13 protein-coding genes are annotated in these 18,938 nt (G+C 64.5%); 5 read left to right on the forward strand and 8 right to left on the reverse strand.

The window, feature by feature from the left end; genetic code table 11:
• Positions 1-202: 202 nt before the first annotated feature.
• The 7 genes from AB7G19_RS31695 to AB7G19_RS31725 form a co-directional block, all read right to left on the reverse strand.
• Positions 203-2,908: a nitrate reductase gene (locus tag AB7G19_RS31695; protein WP_085404428.1), complete on the reverse strand. Its 2,706-nt coding sequence runs from the start codon at positions 2,906-2,908 to the stop codon at positions 203-205.
• 14 nt (positions 2,909-2,922) lie between these two features.
• Positions 2,923-4,140: an NAD(P)/FAD-dependent oxidoreductase gene (locus tag AB7G19_RS31700; protein WP_441268729.1), complete on the reverse strand. Its 1,218-nt coding sequence runs from the start codon at positions 4,138-4,140 to the stop codon at positions 2,923-2,925.
• Between the two features lie 10 nt (positions 4,141-4,150).
• Positions 4,151-4,579 carry a globin family protein gene (locus AB7G19_RS31705; protein ID WP_014497011.1) on the reverse strand — a complete coding sequence of 143 codons (429 nt, stop codon included), beginning with the start codon at positions 4,577-4,579 and terminating at the stop codon, positions 4,151-4,153.
• A 121-nt stretch (positions 4,580-4,700) separates the two neighbouring features.
• Positions 4,701-6,092 (reverse strand): MFS transporter, encoded by a 1,392-nt coding sequence (locus AB7G19_RS31710; protein WP_085404430.1) that lies wholly within the window; start codon positions 6,090-6,092, stop codon positions 4,701-4,703.
• Between the two features lie 336 nt (positions 6,093-6,428).
• Entirely contained in the window at positions 6,429-7,223 is a 795-nt protein-coding gene (locus AB7G19_RS31715; protein ID WP_085404431.1) for an ABC transporter ATP-binding protein, read from the reverse strand.
• A gap of 13 nt (positions 7,224-7,236) precedes the next feature.
• Positions 7,237-8,133, reverse strand: coding sequence for a nitrate ABC transporter permease (ntrB, locus tag AB7G19_RS31720; RefSeq protein ID WP_085404432.1), 897 nt, complete (start codon positions 8,131-8,133; stop codon positions 7,237-7,239).
• A gap of 61 nt (positions 8,134-8,194) precedes the next feature.
• A complete protein-coding gene (locus tag AB7G19_RS31725; RefSeq protein ID WP_085404433.1) occupies positions 8,195-9,508 on the reverse strand; it encodes a CmpA/NrtA family ABC transporter substrate-binding protein in 1,314 nt (437 codons plus the stop codon).
• A 673-nt stretch (positions 9,509-10,181) separates the two neighbouring features.
• Here AB7G19_RS31725 and AB7G19_RS31730 point away from each other — a divergent pair.
• Together AB7G19_RS31730 and AB7G19_RS31735 are read left to right on the forward strand one after the other, a co-directional pair.
• A complete protein-coding gene (locus tag AB7G19_RS31730; protein WP_028146778.1) occupies positions 10,182-11,021 on the forward strand; it encodes a formate/nitrite transporter family protein in 840 nt (279 codons plus the stop codon).
• A gap of 55 nt (positions 11,022-11,076) precedes the next feature.
• Entirely contained in the window at positions 11,077-12,813 is a 1,737-nt protein-coding gene (locus AB7G19_RS31735) for a bifunctional protein-serine/threonine kinase/phosphatase (RefSeq protein WP_167768251.1), read from the forward strand.
• A 748-nt stretch (positions 12,814-13,561) separates the two neighbouring features.
• On the opposite strand, the gene AB7G19_RS31740 is transcribed toward AB7G19_RS31735, so the two are convergent.
• Positions 13,562-14,479 (reverse strand): intradiol ring-cleavage dioxygenase, encoded by a 918-nt coding sequence (locus AB7G19_RS31740; RefSeq protein WP_085404435.1) that lies wholly within the window; start codon positions 14,477-14,479, stop codon positions 13,562-13,564.
• A 162-nt stretch (positions 14,480-14,641) separates the two neighbouring features.
• On the opposite strand from AB7G19_RS31740, the gene AB7G19_RS31745 reads away from it, so the two are divergent.
• From AB7G19_RS31745 to AB7G19_RS31755, 3 genes are all read left to right on the forward strand, one after another.
• Positions 14,642-15,916 carry a serine hydrolase domain-containing protein gene (locus AB7G19_RS31745; protein WP_085404436.1) on the forward strand — a complete coding sequence of 425 codons (1,275 nt, stop codon included), beginning with the start codon at positions 14,642-14,644 and terminating at the stop codon, positions 15,914-15,916.
• 391 nt (positions 15,917-16,307) lie between these two features.
• Positions 16,308-17,765 carry a sensor histidine kinase gene (locus AB7G19_RS31750; RefSeq protein WP_085404437.1) on the forward strand — a complete coding sequence of 486 codons (1,458 nt, stop codon included), beginning with the start codon at positions 16,308-16,310 and terminating at the stop codon, positions 17,763-17,765.
• Positions 17,766-17,787: 22 nt separating this feature from the next.
• The gene (locus AB7G19_RS31755; RefSeq protein WP_085404438.1) at positions 17,788-18,921 is read left to right on the forward strand and encodes a mandelate racemase/muconate lactonizing enzyme family protein; all 1,134 of its coding nucleotides are present in this window, start codon (positions 17,788-17,790) and stop codon (positions 18,919-18,921) included.
• Positions 18,922-18,938: the final 17 nt, after the last annotated feature.

Here is an 18,938-nt window from a genome sequence, read left to right on the forward strand (position 1 = left end):
GCGTCGATTGGGCGAAGGACATGGCTGCGTCCACGTCACTCTCGTGTCCCGGACGCGCTGCAGCGTGAAACGCTGCTGCGCAGAGCCGGGACCCAGAAAGGCCAAACACTCTGCTGTGAGATGGGCCCCGGCTCTGCAGCGCATCACTTCGTGCTGCGCAGCGTCCGGGGCACGAGACAGTCTCCCAGTCTGGAGAGATCCCCTACCCCGCAGCCGCCGCGACCTTCGCCTGCTTCGCCGGCGCCACTTCCGTCGTCGCGATCAACTGCTTCAGCTCGGGGATACATGACCCGCAATTGGTGCCGGCCTTGAGCTTGGCGCCGATCTCGGCCGCCGTGCGCGCGCCGCTCGCGATGGTGTCGCAGATGGTGCCGCGGCCGACGCCGAAGCAGGCGCAGACGATGGGGCCGGTCGAGGCCGCGCCCTCCGTCGATTTGCCTGACAGCAGCATGCGGCGCTGCTCGTCGGTGACGTGATCGGCCACGAACAGGCTCTTCACCACCTCCCAGTCGCCGGCATCATGCGCGGGGCCGACGAATAGGCAGGTCTCGATGCGGTCGCCCGCGAACGAGGCCGCGCGATAAACGCCGCCGCCGAAGTCGCGATAGTCGGCGACATCCTCGCCGGCGACACCGTCGAGCCAGGCCGGCCAGCGCGACAGATCCGCATTGTCGGCGAAGAGATAGCCGAAGCCGCCCGAAACCGTGACACGGGTCCACATCAGGTTCGGCGGCAGATCGAGCTGCTTGCGCGACAGCGCAAAGCCGCGGAAGACGTATTCATAAGGCGAGATCGCCGCCGGCGTGGCTTTCGACTCCGGCTGGCCCGAGAACGGATCGGTGAAGGACTGCACGAGCGCCCCGACGCGGCCGTGCGAGGCGCTCATCGCACTCCAGTGGATCGGCGCGAACAGCGTGCCGCGCTGCTGACGGTCGCTGACGACGACCTTCAGGATGCACTGGCCGTAATCGGTGGTGATGCGGGCGTAGCCGTCATGCGCGATGCCGTGTTTGCTGGCATCATCCGGGTGGATCTCGACGAACGGCTCCGGCAGATGCGCGCCGAGACGCTGGCTGAGCCCCGTGCGCGTCATGGTGTGCCACTGGTCGCGGATACGTCCGGTGTTGAGCCGCAGCGGGCGCGACGGGCCGGTTTCGCCGCGCAGCGACGGCACCTCCGGCGCGACGAAGCGGCCTTTGCCGTCATTGGTGAAGAAGCCGCCGTTCGCGAAGAAGCGCTCGCCGGCCGCCTCGCCTTCGCGCGCCGGCCATTGCACCGGCTTCAAGGCGTCGAAGGCCTCGTCCGAGAGCGCGGTCAGCGCGCCGATGTCGAAATCGCGGCTGCCATCGTTCTCGAACGCCGAAAGCGCCGCGTGCTCGCGGAAAATATCAGCGGCGGATTTGTAGTTGAAGCTGTCGCCGAAGCCGAGCCGCTTTGCGGTCTCGCTCAGAATCCACCAGTCCGGCCGCGCCTCGCCCGGCGCCGGCAGGAACGAGCGCTGGCGCGAGATGCGGCGTTCGGAGTTGGTCACCGTGCCCGACTTCTCGCCCCAGGCCAGCGCCGGCAGCAGCACATGCGGGCCGGCCTCGACGGTGTCGTTGGAGAGCACGTTCTCGGACACCACGAACAGCTCGAGCTTCTTCAGCGCTTCACGTACGACGTCCGCGTCCGGCAATGACACCGCCGGGTTGGTGCCCATCACCCAGAGCGCCTTGACCTCGCCGCGGTTGATCGCCTCGAACAGCTGCACCGCCTTCAACCCTTCATGGGTGGCGATGCGCGGCGCCTTCCAGAACCGCCTGACACGGTCGATGTCGGGCGGCGTGAAGTTCATATGCGCGGCGAGCTGGTTGGCAAGGCCGCCGACCTCGCGGCCGCCCATCGCGTTGGGCTGGCCGGTGAGCGAGAACGGCGAGGCGCCCGGCTTGCCGATGCGTCCCGTGGCAAGATGGCAGTTCAGGATCGCGTTGACCTTGTCGGTGCCCTGCGCCGACTGGTTGACGCCCTGCGAATAGAGCGTGACGACTCGCTCGGTGTCGCGGAACATCTTGAAGAAGGTGGCGACGTCCTGTTCGGACAGACCCGTCGCCAGTGCGGTCGCGGAGACACTGCCGGCGATGTTGCGCGCGCGCGTCAGCGCGTCATCGAAGCCCGACGTGTTCTGCGCGATGTAATCCTGGTCCAGCGCGCCATTGTCGGCGAGATGGACGAACAGGCCGGAGAACAGCGCGGTGTCGGTGCCGGGCTTGAGGCCGAGGAACAGGTCGACGTCGCTGGCCGTGTCGGTCCGGCGCGGATCGATCACGATCATGCGCGCGCTGCGTTCCTGCCGGTTCTTCAGCATGCGCTGGAACAGCACGGGATGGCACCAGGCCGCGTTCGAGCCGACGAACACGAGCAAGTCAGCCTGGTCGAGATCCTCGTAGCAGCCGGGCACGGTGTCCGCACCGAAGGCGCGGCGATGGCCGGCGACCGAGGACGACATGCAGAGCCGCGAATTGGTGTCGACATTGGCCGTGCCGACAAAGCCCTTCATCAGCTTGTTGGCGACGTAATAGTCCTCGGTCAGGAGCTGGCCCGAGAGATAGAACGCGACCGCATCGGCGCCGTCGCGCGCCACGATGTGCTGCATGCGATGGGCGACGTGATCGAGCGCGTCGCTCCAGGCGACACGCTCCAGCACGCCCTTGCAGCGGATCATCGGATAGAGCAGCCGGCTCTCCAGCCCGACGGTCTCGCCGAGCGCGGAGCCCTTCGAGCACAGCCGGCCGAAATTGGCGGGATGATCCGGGTCGCCCGCGATCGCCGCGCCACCGTTGCCGTCGGGCGTCGCCAGCACGCCGCAGCCGACGCCGCAATAGGGACAGGTCGTCTTGGTGGCGCGGAGCGTGGGATCGATCGCCGTCATATCGAGCTGCCTTATCAAGCCGCCTTGGAAGGACGCGCCAGCGCGCGGCCGAACATCATGTCGGTGCGGATCGCCGTCACCTTGTCGCGATTGCGGATCAGCTCGAGATACCAGAGCGCATCGACGGTATCGCCGATCAGCACCGCGCCGGTGAGCCGGCCGTCGGCGATGACGAGCTTCTTGTAGGTGCCGCGCCTGCGGTCTGACAGCACCAGGCTCTCGCTGCCGTCCCCACCCATGAAGTCGCCGGCGGAGAAGACGCTGACGCCGGAGACCTTCAGATTGGTCGAGACCACGCTGCCCTGATAGGCGGCGGGACGGCCGGCGAGATGCCGCGCCAGCACGCGCGCCTGCTCGTAAGCGGGCTCGACCAGGCCGTAGCAGGTGCCGCGATGCTCGGCACATTCGCCGAGCGCGTAGATGTCGGGCGAGGCCGTCTGCATCTCGTCGTTGACGACGATGCCACGGTTGACCGCGATGCCCGCCTCTTTGGCAAGCGCCACATTCGGCCTGATGCCGGCGGCGAAGATCACGGCATCCGCCTCGATGCGCGTGCCGTCGGCGAGCTCGACGGCTTCGACATGGCCCTCGCCGTGAATGCGGGCGGTGGAGGCGTTAAGCAGGATGCGGATGCCCTTGCGCTCGACCAGCGTCTTCAGCAGGTCGGCCGCCGGCAGATCGAGCTGGCGCTCCATCAGCCGGTCCATCATGTGCAGCAGCGTCACCGGCGCGCCGGCTTTCGCAAGGCCATAGGCCGCTTCGAGTCCGAGCAGGCCACCGCCGACCACGACGACACGCTTCTTCGCCGCAGCGAGCGTCAGCAGCAGATCGACGTCGCGCGTATCGCGAAAGGTGTGCACCCCGGTGAGATCGGCGCCCGGCACGTTGAGCCGCAGCGGCGTCGAGCCGGTGGCGAGCACGAGCTTGGAATATTCGACGCTCTCTTCACCTTCGATCTTGAGCTCACGGCGGCCGGTGTCGATCTCGGTGACGCGATAGCCGTAGCGCACGGTGACGCCGCGATGGCGCCACCAGTCCGCCGGCCTCAGCTCGATCTCGTGCGAGCCGGTCTCGCCGGCCAGCACGGAGGAGAGCAGCACGCGATTGTAAGCGAGCCGCGGCTCTTCGCCGATCACCGCGACCGCGTAGCGGCCGAGCGAGGTCTTGGCGAGCTCGTCGACCAGACGCGCGGCCGCCATACCGTTACCGACGATGACCAGCGGTTCACTCACAAGGCATCTCCTATTCGGCGGCCTGCGCCTGTGCGCCATAGGCCTCGGAAATCATGTAGCCGGACAGGACGCCGTAAGCGTCGGTCCAGGCCGTGGCGAGTTCGGGCGTCCAGGCCTCGCCGAGGCCCTTCTCGAGGGTCCAGAGCAAGGTCGCGCCGACCACCGGATAGTGCTCGGCCTTGGCGCCATAGGCGACGTGACGCTTGGCGAGCGCCGAGGCCGCGGGAAGAATCGTCTCGAGCTTCGACAGGCCGCCGACGACGGCCGCGAGCATGCCCATCAGCTTCTTGCGCTGCTCGGTCATGTCCTCGGGAAACATCGCGCGCACGGACGGCGCCACCTCGAACAGGCGATCGTAGAACAGCACCGCGGCCGCCTCTGAAATCGGCGCGACCTTGGAAAAGCTCTGCTGGACGAGGGCAATCTGTTCTGAAGTCATGATGTTCTCCTGTCTGTTTCGGTCTGCCTTTGTCCGCGCCGTTGCGAACAAGGTTCATGGGTCAAACGTCATCAGAGAGTCTTCTCCCCGCGTACGGGGAGAAGCGACATTCGTGCCAAACTCAGACTCGCGCTTCCGCGAGGCTTGACGCGCCCTCACCCTGCGGGCTGCGACGCAGGTAGAACCACCAGGTCAGTCCGAGGCAGGAGGCGTAGAAAGCGAGGTAGATCGCGAGCGCGAGCGAGGGACCACCGGTCATGGCGATCGACTTGCCGAAACCGGTCGGGATCAGATAGCCGCCGACCGCGCCGATCGCGCCGATGAAGCCGACCGCCGCACCGCTCTCGATGCTCGCGGTCTTCAACGCCGCCGCGCGCGCCGCATCGCCCTTGCCACGCACCCTGAACAGGTTCTGCTCGCGGAAGATCGAGGGGATCATGCGGTAGGTCGAGCCGTTGCCGATGCCCGTCGTCACGAACAGGATCAGGAACATCGCAAGGAAGCCGGTGAAGTCCTTGTGCCCGACGAAGTAGAGCACGCCGACGGTGGCGCCCGCCATCGCGATGAAATTCCAGAAGGTGAGGATGGAGCCGCCGATCTTGTCGGCGAGCAAGCCGCCGAGCGGTCGCGACAGCGAACCGACCAGCGGCCCGAGGAACGCGATCGAGATCGAGATCGCCGGAAACTGCGTCTTGATCAGCAGCGGGAACGCCGCCGAGTAGCCGATGAAGGATCCGAATGTTCCGATATAGAGATACGCCATGATCCAGGTGTGCTTGCGCTTGACCACCGCAAGCTGGTTCTTGATCGACGACTTGGCCGTGGTCAGGTTGTTCATGAAGAACACCGCGCCGAACACCGCGATCGCGATCGGCAGCACCCACATCAGGCCGGCGTTCTGGAGGAAGATGCCGTCGACGGGGGACGCCTGGAACAGGTTGATGACCGCGAGCGTCATCAGGATCGGGGTCAAGAGCTGCACGCTGGAGACGCCGATATTGCCGCCGGCCGCGTTCAGCCCCAGCGCCCATCCCTTCATCCGGTCAGGGAAGAAGAAGGAGATGTTGGTCATGCTGGAGGCGAAATTGCCGCCACCGAGACCCGCGGTCGATGCGATCAGCAGCATCAGCCAGAACGGGGTGTCGGGCTGGCCGACGAAATAGGCGAGCGACAGCGTCGGGATGAACAGGACAGCCGCGCTGAAAATGGTCCAGTTGCGGCCGCCGAAGGTCGTGACCGCGAACGTATAGGGGAAGCGCATCAATGCGCCGATCAGCCCGGGCACCGCGACGAGCTGGAACAGCTGGTCGGTGGTGTAGTGGAAGCCCGCCTGCGGCAGCTTGGTGGTGACGATGCTCCAGATCAGCCACACCGAGAAGCCGATATGCTCGGCCACGATCGACCAGATCAGGTTACGCCGGGCGATCACTTTGCCGCCCGCATTCCAGAACGCCTCGTCTTCGGGGCGCCAATCAGAAATCCACGTCGGATTTCGAGTCGGATTCGTCGTCATTGATAATCCCTTCTAGGCTCACCGCTGCGTCGTTGCAGGCTCAGCCTCCACGCGGAGGCGCGCGCCGAGGCCATGCCCCGGTGGCGAGTTCACGATGCTGATTGATGATGTTGAGGGACGTCGTCGTTGGCGTCGGAAAAGGTATTTCAATTTCCGTGCCAATTGCGCGCGTTCGGGAAATACAGGGAATTCAGGGGCTTGTTCGCATTGCCCGAAATTCTTCCAGGTGTATTTCGCTCGCAAATTTTGCGATTCGCTCAATCCTTGTGCGGCGCACAAGGATTGAGCGAGGTGTCGATTATTTAGGCGCGTTTATCATCCACGTTAAACCTTGGTTTACGCGGCCTCGACGAATCGATGACGCTCGTAGAGGAACTCGAGCACGCGGTGGCGGCACTTCAAATAGGTGGAGTTGGTCGCAAGATCGAGCCGCTTGCGGGGACGTGCGAGCGGCACCTCCAGCACCTCGCCGATGCGCGCGCTCGGCCCGTTCGTCATCATGACGATGCGATCGGATAGCAGCACCGCCTCGTCGACGTCGTGGGTGATCATCAGGATGGTGTTGCCGAGCTTCTGATGCAGCGCCATCACCGAGTCCTGCAGATGCGCGCGGGTCAGCGCGTCGAGCGCGCCGAACGGCTCGTCGAGCAGCAGCACCTTCGGTTCCATCGCCAGCGCACGGGCGATGCCCACGCGCTGCTTCATGCCGCCGGAGACTTCCGAAGGACGCTTGTCCCTGGCGTGGGCCATCTGCACCAGGTTGAGATTATGCATGACCCAGGCGTCGCGTTCGGCGCGGGACTTGGTCCTGGCAAAGACCTTGTCGACGCCGAGCTTGACGTTCTCGTAGACGGTCAGCCACGGCAGCAGGCTGTGGTTCTGGAACACCACCGCGCGATCGGGCCCCGGCGAGTTGACCTCGCGGTTCTCGAGCAGCACGCCGCCGGTGGTGGCGCCGGTCAGGCCTGCGATGATGTTGAGCAGGGTCGACTTGCCGCAGCCGGAATGGCCGATGATCGAGACGTATTCGCCCTTCTCGATCGTGAGATTGATGTCCTTCAGCACCTCCGTGCTGGCGGCACCGCGGGTAAAGACCTTGTCGATATGGTCGAGCTTCAGATAGGCGGTCATGTGCCCTTCTCCCTCAGTTCTGCGCCGTGCCGCGGGTGACGATCTTGCCGAGACCCGCGATCAGGCGATCGAGCACGAAGCCGACGATGCCGACATAGAACAGCGCAAGGATGATCTCGCTGATATGCGAGGAATTCCAGGCGTCCCAGATGAAGAAACCGATGCCGACGCCGCCGATCAGCATTTCGGCTGCGATGATGGCGAGCCAGGACAGGCCGATGCCGATGCGAAGGCCCGTGAAAATGTAGGGCGCCGCCGCCGGGATCATGATCTTGCCGAAGAACTCGAGCGGATTGAGCTGTACCACCGCGGCGACGTTGCGGTAGTCCTGCGGGATGTTGCGGATACCGACCGCGGTGTTGATGATGATCGGCCAGATCGAGGTGATGAAGATGACGAAGATCGCCGATGGCTGGCCGTCGCGGAACGCAGCGAGCGACAGCGGCAGCCAGGCCAGCGGCGGGATGGTGCGCAGCACCTGGAACAGCGGATCGAGCCCGCGCATCGCCCAGACCGACTGCCCGACCAGCACGCCGAGCGCGATGCCGGCGATCGCCGACAACGAATAGCCGAGCGCGACGCGCTGAAGGCTTGCAGAGAGATGCCAGAACAGGCCCTTGTCGATGCCACCATGATCGAAGAACGGATCGAAGATCAGTTCCTTGGTGTCCTTGAACACCTTTGACGGCGGCGGCAGCGCCGAGCCGGCGCGGCGGCACACCAGCTCCCACACCAGCGTCAGCAGCGCGATCACGACCAGCGGCGGAATCACGCGCACGGCGGTCTCCCTCGCCATACGCGCGTAGGCCTCTCTGCGCGGCGGACGCTTGAGCGTCATCGCGACGACCGGCGCGGAAGCACCCGCAGGCGTCGCAGTCTCAACCTCAATCTTCGTGGCAGGCATGTTCATTGAAAATCCCTCTCCGGCTTCAAAGGACGACGCGGCCGCCTGACGGCGGCCGCGGGTTCCATCAGACTTCGACGCGCTTGATCGCGAGCGATTTCAGATAGGCAGCCGGATTTTCGGGATCGAACACCTTGCCGTCGAAGAAGGTCTCCTTGCCGCGCGAGGTGGAGGCTGGAATCTCCGAGGCTGCGACACCGAGGGTCTTGGCCGCATCGCGCCACATGTCTTCGCGGTTGACCTTGCCGATCAGGGCCTTGCTGTCGAAGGAAGCTTCATATTTGCCCCACCGGATGTCCTCGGTCATGAACCAGAGATCATGGCTCTGGAACGGATAGGAGGCGAAGTCGCGCCAGTACTTCATGATATGCGGTGAGTTCTCGACCACCTTGCCGGCATTGCCGTAGTCGAACTTGCCCTTGGCGCGATCGGCGATGTCCTCGACCGGGCAGTTGATCCACTGCCGTTTCGCCATGATGGTCGCGAGCTCTTCCTTGTTCTCCATCTTGTCGGCCCATTGCTGCGCCTCCATCACGGCCATCAGGATTGCCTTGGCAGCCTTCGGGTTCTTGTCGACCCAGGCCGCGCGCATGCCGAGCGACTTTTCGGGATGCTTGCTCCAGATCTCGCCGGTGTTGACGGCGGTGTAGCCGATGCCCTGATGCACGAGCTGCCCGGGCCAGGGCTCGCCGACGCAGAACGCGTCCATGGTGCCGACCTTCATGTTCGCCACCATCTGCGGCGGCGGCACGGTGATGGTCTCGACGTCCTTGTCGGGATCGATGCCGCCGGCGGCGAGCCAATAGCGGACCCAGAGGTCATGCGTGCCGCCCGGGAAGGTCATCGCGACCTTGGCCGACTTGCCATCGGCCTTCTTCTTCTCGAACGCCGCCTTCAGCACCGACGCGTCGGCACCGACCTTGAGGTCGGCATATTCCTTGGCGACCGAGATGCACTGCGCATCGAGATTGAGCCGCGCCAGGATGTACATCGGGGTCGGCTGGTTGTTCTGCGTCACCTTGCCGGCGGAAATCAGATACGGCATCGGGGTCAGGATGTGCGCGCCGTCGATGCCGTTCCCCTCCGAGCCGAGCACGAGATTGTCGCGCGTGGTGCCCCATGAGGCCTGCTTCTGCACGTCGGTGTCGGGCACGCCGAATTTGGCGAACAGGCCCTTGTCCTTGGCGACGAAGAGCGGACCGGCATCGCTCAACGCGATGAAGCCGAGCTTGGCGCCCTTGACCTCGGGGCCTGCGTCCTGCGCGAAGGCGCCGGCGGGGAAATTCAGCTTGGCGGCGGCGAGAAGAGCGGCGGTGCTGCCGGCGGCCTTCAACAATTGACGGCGGCTCAGGCCCGAGGGCTGGCGGGTGCGCTTGGTCATAGGCAGTGTCGTCCTTTGCATCGTTGCAGAATTGATGGCGTCAGTGCGCGCGAGTGGCCCGTCCGTCCGTGACGCCAGAAACAGGCGCATGCGAACGCATGGCGGGGGAGACCCCCGTCTGGTGGCGTCGGCAAATCGGATGAGAAGTCTCGCGGGACGGCTTCAATGGCGTCGGCTTGAATGATTCAAGCTTCATGCCAAGCCCGCCACTCCGAAAAATGTCGAAAAATGAATTGGTTATTGACGCCGCGCCAGACTGTCGCAGGCCTGCTGCGCACGCGGATTTTGCGGATTGCTCATTCCTTGTGCGCCGCACAAATCTTATGCAGCCGCCCAAGCAAAAGGCCGCGCGTCCGCAAAAGTCAGCTGAACGCGTGCGGCATCTGATTGATATCGCTAGCCTTTTCCAACACACCCACACGGCACGCAACTTGCTTCTTCACCGACGTCAACGAAGACTGCGGCTTGCCGCATTGTTGCAGCCTCTGGCGGCTGCATCCCGGAAGCTCAACTGCTTCGCGGCCCTCCCGGCTCAGTCCTCGTGACGCGATTCCCAAGGCTTCCAGACCTTCCATAGCCCTCGTGCGCGGCAGAGCTGTCCGCACGGCCAATGATGTTCAGCTGCGCTCTCTCGGGCGTGTCGATCTCACTTACGAAGCAAAAGGAACCATTGATGTCGTATCTCGCGCCTTCGGAATTCGTCACCAAGATGGTGGATGCGGGCGAGTCCAAGATCTTCATGTCCACCCGGGATACTGCCATCCGCGCCTTCATGGCCGGCGCCATCCTCGCACTCGGCGCATGGTTCGCCATCACCATCAACGTGAACACCGGCCAGCCGCTGATCGGCGCGATACTGTTTCCCGTCGGCTTCATCATGCTGTACCTGCTCGGCTTCGATCTGCTCACCGGCGTGTTCGTGCTCTCGCCGCTCGCCCTGATCGACAAGCGTCCCGGCGTCACGCTTGGCGGCGTGCTGCGCAACTGGGGCCTCGTCTTCGTCGGCAACTTCGCCGGCGCCTTCACCGTCGCCTTCATGATGGCCTTCGTGACGACGTTCGGCTTCACGCAAGACCCCGACAAGGTCGGAGCGGCGATTGGAAACATCGGCGAAGGCCGAACGCTCGGCTATGCCGCGCACGGCGCGGCCGGCATGGCGACGCTGTTCATGCGCGGCATGCTGTGCAACTGGATGGTCTCGACCGGCGTCGTCGGCGCCATGATCTCGACCTCGGTCCCCGGCAAGGTCATCGCGATGTGGATGCCCATCATGCTGTTCTTCTACATGGTGTTCGAACATTCCGTCGTGAACATGTTCCTGTTCCCGTCGGGCCTGATGCTCCATGCCAAATTCTCGATCATGGATTATCTGATCTGGAACGAGATCCCGACCGTGCTCGGCAACCTCGTCGGCGGCCTCGCCTTCACCGGCATGACCCTCTATGCCACCCACGTCATGACCAAGCCGAAGCGCCAGGCCGGCAAGGCTGCGCCGACCCGCGTTGCGGCCTGATACGTCTCGACAGAGGAGCCTCGCCCGACCAGGGTGAGGCTCCCTTCGCCTGGTGATGACGATGACCCGCGGACTCCTGATCTCTGTCGGCCAGCACTCCGACAAGGGGCGCAAGCCCGTCAATCAGGATTTTCACGGCGTCCTGATTCCGGAAGAGCCTCTGCTCAGCCTGAAGGGCATCGCGGCCGTTCTCGCCGACGGCATCTCGAGCAGCACGGTGAGCCAGATCGCCAGCGAGTCGGCGGTCAAGAGCTTCCTGATGGACTATTACTGCACGTCGGAATCCTGGACGGTGAAGACCTCCGCCCGCCGCGTGCTGGACGCGACCAATTCCTGGCTGCACGCGCAGACGCGCAAGAGCCAATATGCCTATGACCGCGACAAGGGCTATGTCTGCACCCTGACCGCCATGGTCATCAAGGCGACCACGGCGCACATCTTCCACGTCGGCGACTGTCGCGTCTACCGCGTCGCCGGCAAGGCGCTCGAGCAGCTGACCGACGATCACCGTATCATCGTGTCGTCGGAGCAGACCTATCTCGGCCGCGCGCTCGGCATCAATCCGCAGATCGAGATCGACTACCAGGCTTTCGAGATCGAGGCCGGCGATACCTTTATCCTGGCGACCGACGGTGCCTATGAATTCGTCGACCAGCGCTTCATCACCAGCGCACTCGGCGAGCACGCAGCCGAGCTCGACGGGGCGGCAAAGGCGATCGTCGAGGAAGCCTACCGGCGCGGCAGCGACGACAACATCACCGTCCAGATCCTGCGCATCGACGCGGTGCCGCAGCGCGAGCCGGCCGGCATCTTCAATCAGACGTCACAGTTGCCGCTTCCGCCGCTGCCGGAGCCGCGCGCGATCTTCGACGGCTACAGGATCATCCGGGAAATCCACGGCAGCAGCCGCAGTCATATCTATCTCGCCGTCGATGTGGAGACCGAGGCGCCGGTCGCGCTCAAGCTGCCGTCGATTGATCTGCGCGACAACGCCGCCTATCTCAAGCGCTTCCTGATGGAGGAGTGGATCGCGCGCCGGATCGACAGCCCGCACGTGCTGAAGCCGCTGTCACAGTCGAGACGGCGCAGTTATCTCTACGTCGCGACCGAATTCGTCGAAGGGCAGACGCTGAAGCAGTGGATGACCGACAATCCGCGCCCCGATCTCGAAACCGTCCGTGGGCTGGTCGAGCAGATCGCCGCGGGGCTGCGCGCCTTCCACCGCATGGAAATGCTGCATCAGGACCTCAGGCCCGATAACATCCTGATCGACAAGACGGGCACCGCGAAGATCATCGACTTCGGGTCGGTCAGGGTCGCGGGCGTCGCGGAAGCCGCGCCGCGAGACGAGGCCGACGACATCCTGGGAACGGTCCAGTACACGGCGCCGGAGTACTTTCTGGGGCAAGGCGGCTCGCCGCGCTCCGACATGTTTTCGCTGGCCGTGATCTGCTACCAGATGCTGACGGGAACGCTTCCCTATGGCACCCAGATCGCCAGGATCCGGCGCAAGGCAGACGTGCGGAGACTTCAATATCGCCCGGCCGGCGACGATCGCAACGTGCCGGCCTGGGTCGACGGCGCGCTCAGGCGCGCGCTCCATCCGGATCCCTACAAGCGGCACGAGGATCTGTCCGAATTCGTCTTCGAGCTTCGCACGCCCAATCCGGCCTATCTCGACACACGGATCACGCCGCTCTTGGAGCGCAGCCCGCTGATGTTCTGGAAGCTGACCACGGCAGCGCTTGCTTGCGCAGTCGTCGTGCTGCTGGCGCTGCTGCACGGGCGATAGGGCGCAGACGTCCACTTCTAGCGGCCAAGTGGAACCATTATCGTTCGCCAGAGCATTGCCGCTGGTGACCCATATGCGACATCGGCCAAATAGCCCAAACATCGCGCGATTAGCCGGGTTTAAAGGTTGATTGCGGCTAGACGTTTTTGCGCTCGACTATGCCGTCGTGACGGCGTTGAATCCGCTACGCGGGCTCTTTTGTTTCAAGGAGGGAGGACCGAAAAGTGAAGACAACGATCATCGCACTTTGTGCCGCCGCTCTCATCGCCGCCGCACCAGCCGCGCTTGCGCAGGGTGTACCAGGCAAAGCACTTGGTCTGCAGCATAAGATCTCTAAGAGACATCACCCGGGCGTCCCCGGCTACGCTCCGCTGCATGAGCTACAAACAATGGGATCGAAGAAGGGCTATCCGGGAGCTTTCGGTTACGCGCCTAATGAACCCAGTCGTTTAGACAGAAATCTCGAAGCGTCCAGACAAGCTGGTGGTGGCGGCGGCGGTGGCGGAGGGAGTGGCATGTGAACCCACGCGCTGCACGAACAGGCGGTATCCGTCCTGCTTGATCGGGACGCTCCGGGGGCGTTAAGGCCGGCTCGCCTCGCGTCTTCTTTATGTTCGCAGTATGTTTGTTGTTGGCCCAACTCGGACATCCAGTGAGGTCCGCTGTTGCGCAGCTACCAGAAGCACAGCGGACGTCGCACGCGCCCTGACTACCGAGCGGTCTAGAAGCGCGCTCTAGCGAGAATTCCTCACGCCGGCTCCGCAGCCTTCACCCCCAGCGGCTTCGGCGCCATGCCGCCGCCGGGCTTGAGGTGGAATTCGTAGGTCATCAGGTGCCACTGCCCGTTTGCCTTGGCGCCGTCGGGCATCTCAGGGTCGTTGCGCGGCTCGACCTTGGCGACGAGGTCGTCCTTGACGCCGAACACCACGTCGGAATCGAGATATTTGTCGCCGTCCATGAAGACGTGGGTGATCAGCGGCTCATAGCCTTTCGCATTGACGAGGAAGTGCACATGAGCGGGGCGCATCGGATGGCGCTTGGTCTGCGTGATCATCTCGCCGACAGGGCCATCGGTCGGGATCGGATAGCTGCACGGCAAAATGGTGCGGAAGAAGAAGCGGCCGTCGGCGTCGGTGATGAAGCGCGCCCGCGCCGAGGCACCGACCTCGTCGTAGTTCGGTTTTTGTGAATCGTAGAAGCCGTCATCGTCGGCATGCCAGACGTCGACGGGAACGCCCGCAAGCGGCTTGCCCTTGAGGTCGGTGACGCGGCTCTGCACGAACATCCGTTCGCCGGTCTGATTGTTCGGCGAGATGTCGGTGCCGTGCGCGGTGACCTTGTGCTCGCCGACATAGAACGGGCCGAGCACCGTGGTCTGGGTGGCGCCCTCGCGATCCCTGTGGTTGACGGCGTCGACCAGCATGGAGACCCCGAGCACGTCGGAGAGCAGGATGAATTCCTGCCTTGTGTCGGTGCATTTGTGGCCGGTGCGGGTCAGGAAATCGATGGCGTATTCCCATTCCTCGAAGGTGAGACCGGTCTTGCTCACGTAATCGTGCAGCGACTTCACCAATTCCTGGAGCAGGAATTTTGCCCGCGCATCAGGCGTATTGTCGAAGCTCTTGACGACGGCTTCGGTGAGTTCGGTCTCGTTGAACTGGGTCATGGTGCGTTTGCCCTGAATTTTCTCGTTGGCCCGGATGGGCTCCTTGGAGGCGTTCCACAGTGCAGCCTACACCAGCAGGCCCGGCCGCGTTAAGCGCAACCGGCTTGGAATGGGGCCGGCATTTCGCTATCAACTTTCCGACAAAACGCCCCGGAGGAACTGATGCTCGCCCCTACCCCCGCCTCGCCCGAATCCGTGGGCATGTCCAAGGCCGCGCTCGACCGCGTCGATGCGCATCTGAAGAGCCGCTACATCGATGCCGGCCGCTTCCCGGGCACGCACCTGCTGGTCTATCGCCGCGGCAAGGTCGCCCACAGCTCGGTGCAGGGCTTTGCCGACGTCGAGCGCAAGGCGCCGGTCAAGGACGACACCATTTACCGCATCTATTCCATGACCAAGCCGCTCACCAGCGTCGCCTTCATGATGCTGGTCGAGCAAGGCCTCGTGGCGATCGACGAGCCCGTCGCCAAATACATTCCGGAATGGAAGGATCTCGGCGTGTTCGTCGCCGGCACCGCGCCGGCCTTCCTGACCCGGCCGCCGTCCCGGCCGATGCTGATCGTCGACCTGCTGCGGCACACCGCCGGTCTCACCTACGGCTTCCAGCAGCGTTCCAACGTCGATGCCGCCTATCGCACCGAAAAGATCGGCGAGGTCGAGAAGTCAGGCACGCTGCAGAGCATGATCGAGGCGCTGGCAAAAATTCCGCTGGAGTTCTCGCCGGGCGAATCCTGGAACTACTCGGTGGCGACCGACGTGCTCGGCTATCTCGTCGGAAAAATCTCCGGGATTCCCTTCGAGCAGTTCCTTAAAACGCGCATCCTCGATCCGCTCGGCATGACCGACACTGATTTTCACGTGCCGGCCGCCAAGGCGCATCGCTTCGCCGCCTGCTACTCCGCCGACCCGGGTGGCGGCATGACCTTCCATGCCGGCCAGCGCCGCGAGGGCCTGACGCTCCAGGACGACCCGACCAAGAGCTCGTTCCTGTCGCCGCCCTCGTTCATCTCGGGCGGCGGCGGACTATGCTCGACGGTCGCCGACTATCTCACCTTCTGCCGCGCGCTGCTCAATGGCGGCGAGCTGGGCGGCGTCCGCCTGCTCGGGCCGAAGACGCTGGCGCTGATGACGAGCAACCACATTCCAGGCGGCCGCGCGCTGCCGGAGGTGTCGCGCTCGCTGTTTTCGGAAGCCACCTATAACGGCATCGGCTTCGGCCTCGGCTTCGCCGTGACCATGCGGCCGGCGGAGACGCTGATCGCCGGCAGCCCGGGCGAATATAATTGGGGCGGTGCGGCCACGACCTCGTTCTGGATCGACCCGGCCGAAGAGCTGATCACCATCTTCATGACGCAGGTGCTGCCGTCGAGCGCCTATCCGCTCCGGCGCGAACTGCGCAGCATGGTCTATGCGGCGATCACCGAGAGCAATCTCTGAGCTGCGTCTCAACAAGAACGGGCCCTCGCGATCGATCGCGAGGGCCCGTCGTTGTAGTGCATATGGCCGACCAGATAAATTCCGCCGCCGAGCACCAGAACGGCGGGCACGGCCCACAAAATCAGAACTGCGTCATCCTCCTCAGTTGGACGTGCAGACCTGACGGTCTTCATGCCGCTTTCAGCCTCGGTGCGCGACTTGACGCCCGCGACCGCGCTGCAAAATCTCTCCCTGACGTGCTCGCCGGACGCGAAAATCGTGGCGCGGTGGAAGTCTCACCCGTATGGTCTCCCCAAAATCATAATCCGGCGCCGCTGCGCTGGAACCGGGACGCCCGCGTTTGTCAAAGCTCACTCTGCCGGTCCGGCTCGCTCTTCTGGTCACGGGAACGATGTTGCCGCTGATCGTCTTTGCGGTCGGTATTGCCTATTCCAACTATCGCCAGGACCGCAGCGACGCGACACGACGCGTGCTGGAGACGGTGCGAAGCATGCGCCTCGTGCTCGATTCCGAAGTGCAGCGGATGACCGGCGGCTTGCAGGTGCTGGCGCTCAGCAACGCCCTGCAAAGCGGCGACTTCGACGACTTCCGCCGGCTGGCAACCGGGTTCATCAGCCAATATGGCGAGGACAGCGTCCTGCTGGTGGCGGACGGGAGCGGGCACCAGCTGTTCTCGACCGTCACGAGTGAAACGACAAACCTGCCACCCCGCAACAATCGCGAGATCGTCGAGCGGGTATTTGCGAGCAAGTCACCGCAATATTCCGACCTGTTCACCGGCTCGACCAAGAACCGGCCGATCGTGACCGTCGAGGTTCCCGTGCTGCGCAACGATGAGGTCGTCTACGCGCTCTCCTTCAGCCCGCCGATCGCGACATTCCAGAAACTGGTCGAGCAGCAGCGGCCGAACGATCAGTGGACGGTGTCGCTGCTGGACACCAAGGGTCGCGTGTTCGCGCGCGCGCCCAATCCGGCCGAGACGTTCGGCAAGCAGGCCTCCGGCGCACTGAACGATGCGATGGCCCGGACGCCGGAGGCGACCCTCTCCACCGTTTCGCTCGACGGCGTCGCGCTGTCCTCCGCCTATACGAGATCGCGGCTGACCGGCTGGACGGTCGTGGCCGGTGTCGCCGAGAGATCGCTGATCGCCCCGCTCTGGCGCGACATCGCGATCACCAGCCTGATCGGCGGCATCCTGCTGCTGACCGGCCTGACCTTCGCGGTGCGGATGGCGACCACGATCGCGCGCGGCGAGATGCTGCACAATCTGCTGATCGAGGAGCTCAACCATCGCGTCAAGAACACGCTGGCCTTGATGCAGGCGATCGCAGTGCAGACCTTCCGAAGTTCAAGCCGGGACGAGCGGACCAAGTTCGAGGGACGGCTCGGTGCGCTCGCCGAGGCGCATAATCTCCTGAGCCAGGAGAAATGGGCGGGCTCGGAGCTGAGGGACGTGATCGCGCGCGTGCTCCAGCCGTTCCTGCTGAGCAATCCCGATCGCATCCGCATGGCCGGCCCCACCGTGCCGCTGTCGCCGCGGCTCGCCGTGGTGCTGTCGATGATCGTGCACGAGATCGCCACCAACGCCGCGAAATACGGCGCGCTGTCGAACGAGACCGGCCGGGTCACGCTGGAATGGGAGGTCATCGCCGACACGCCGAAGCCCCGGCTGCGGCTGATCTGGAGCGAGATCGGCGGACCGCCGGTGACGGAGCCGGTGCAGCGCGGTTTCGGATCGCGCCTGATCGAGCGCAGCGCGCGCGACCAGCTCGGCGGCGAGGCGACCGTCGACTTCCTGCCGCGCGGCGTCGTCTGCACGGTGACGTGCGTGCTGGACGAGGCGCGGTGAACGGATTGAAGGAACATCGGCGATGAAGATCACCAAGGTGCGCACGCACATCCTCGAAGCAAAGCTCTCGCAGCCCTTCGCCTATTCGCGCGCCTGGTACGACACGCGCACCGCGATGCTGGTCGAGATCGAGACGGATGACGGCCTGACCGGCTGGGGCGAATGCTACGGGCCGGCGCGGATGACGGCGGCGGTGGTGCAGAGCATCGCGCCCTTGCTGATCGGCGAGGATCCGCTGCGCACCGACGTGCTGTGGCAGATGGTCTACGCACGCTTGCGCGATCACGGCCAGAAGGGCGTCGTGATCCAGGGCCTGAGCGGCATCGATATCGCGTTGTGGGACATCAAGGGCAAGCATTTCGGCGTGCCAGCGCATCAGCTTCTCGGCGGCGCCGCGCGCAAGGAGATAGCGGCCTATGCGACCGGGCTCTACCGGCGCAAATCAGGCGATCCGCTCAAATACCTGCCGGAGGAAGCGGCCGGCTACGCCGCGGAGGGTTTCCGCGCCGTGAAGCTGAAGGTCGGCTTCGGCATCGCCGAGGACGCCGCGGTCACCCGCGCGGTGCGCGAGGCGATCGGCCTGGATGTCGCGCTGATGGTCGATGCGAACCACGCCTATGACGCAGTGGCGGCGATCCGGCTCGGCCGCATGATTGAGCGCTACGACATCGGCTGGTTCGAGGAGCCGGTGCCGCCGGAGGATGTCGCGGGATATCGCGCGGTACGATCCGCGCTGACGATTCCCATCGCCGGCGGCGAATGCGAATTCACCCGTTTCGGTTTTCGCGACCTGTTCGCATCGCATGCGCTGGACATCGCCCAGCCCGACACCTGCGCCGCGGGTGGCCTCTCCGAATGCAAGAAGATCGCCGACATGAGCGAGGCGTTCGGCATCCGCTACAATCCGCATGTCTGGGGCACCGGGATCGCGATCGCGGCCTCGCTCCAGCTCCTCGCCGTGCTGCCGTCACACACGCCGACCTCGCTTGCGCCGATCGAACCGATGCTCGAGTTCGACCGCACCGAGCATCCGATCCGGCAGGCGATTTTGAAGGAGCCGATCGAGCACGAGAAGGGTTTCGTGCGGGTGCCTGACAGACCGGGGCTAGGTATCGATATCGACCGCGAGGCGCTCGCGCGCTTCGCGGTTCAATAGAAAAAGCGGTCGACGCC

The sequence above is a fragment of the Bradyrhizobium sp. 215_C5_N1_1 genome, from assembly GCF_052075935.1.
GTDB classification, from domain to species: domain Bacteria; phylum Pseudomonadota; class Alphaproteobacteria; order Rhizobiales; family Xanthobacteraceae; genus Bradyrhizobium; species Bradyrhizobium barranii.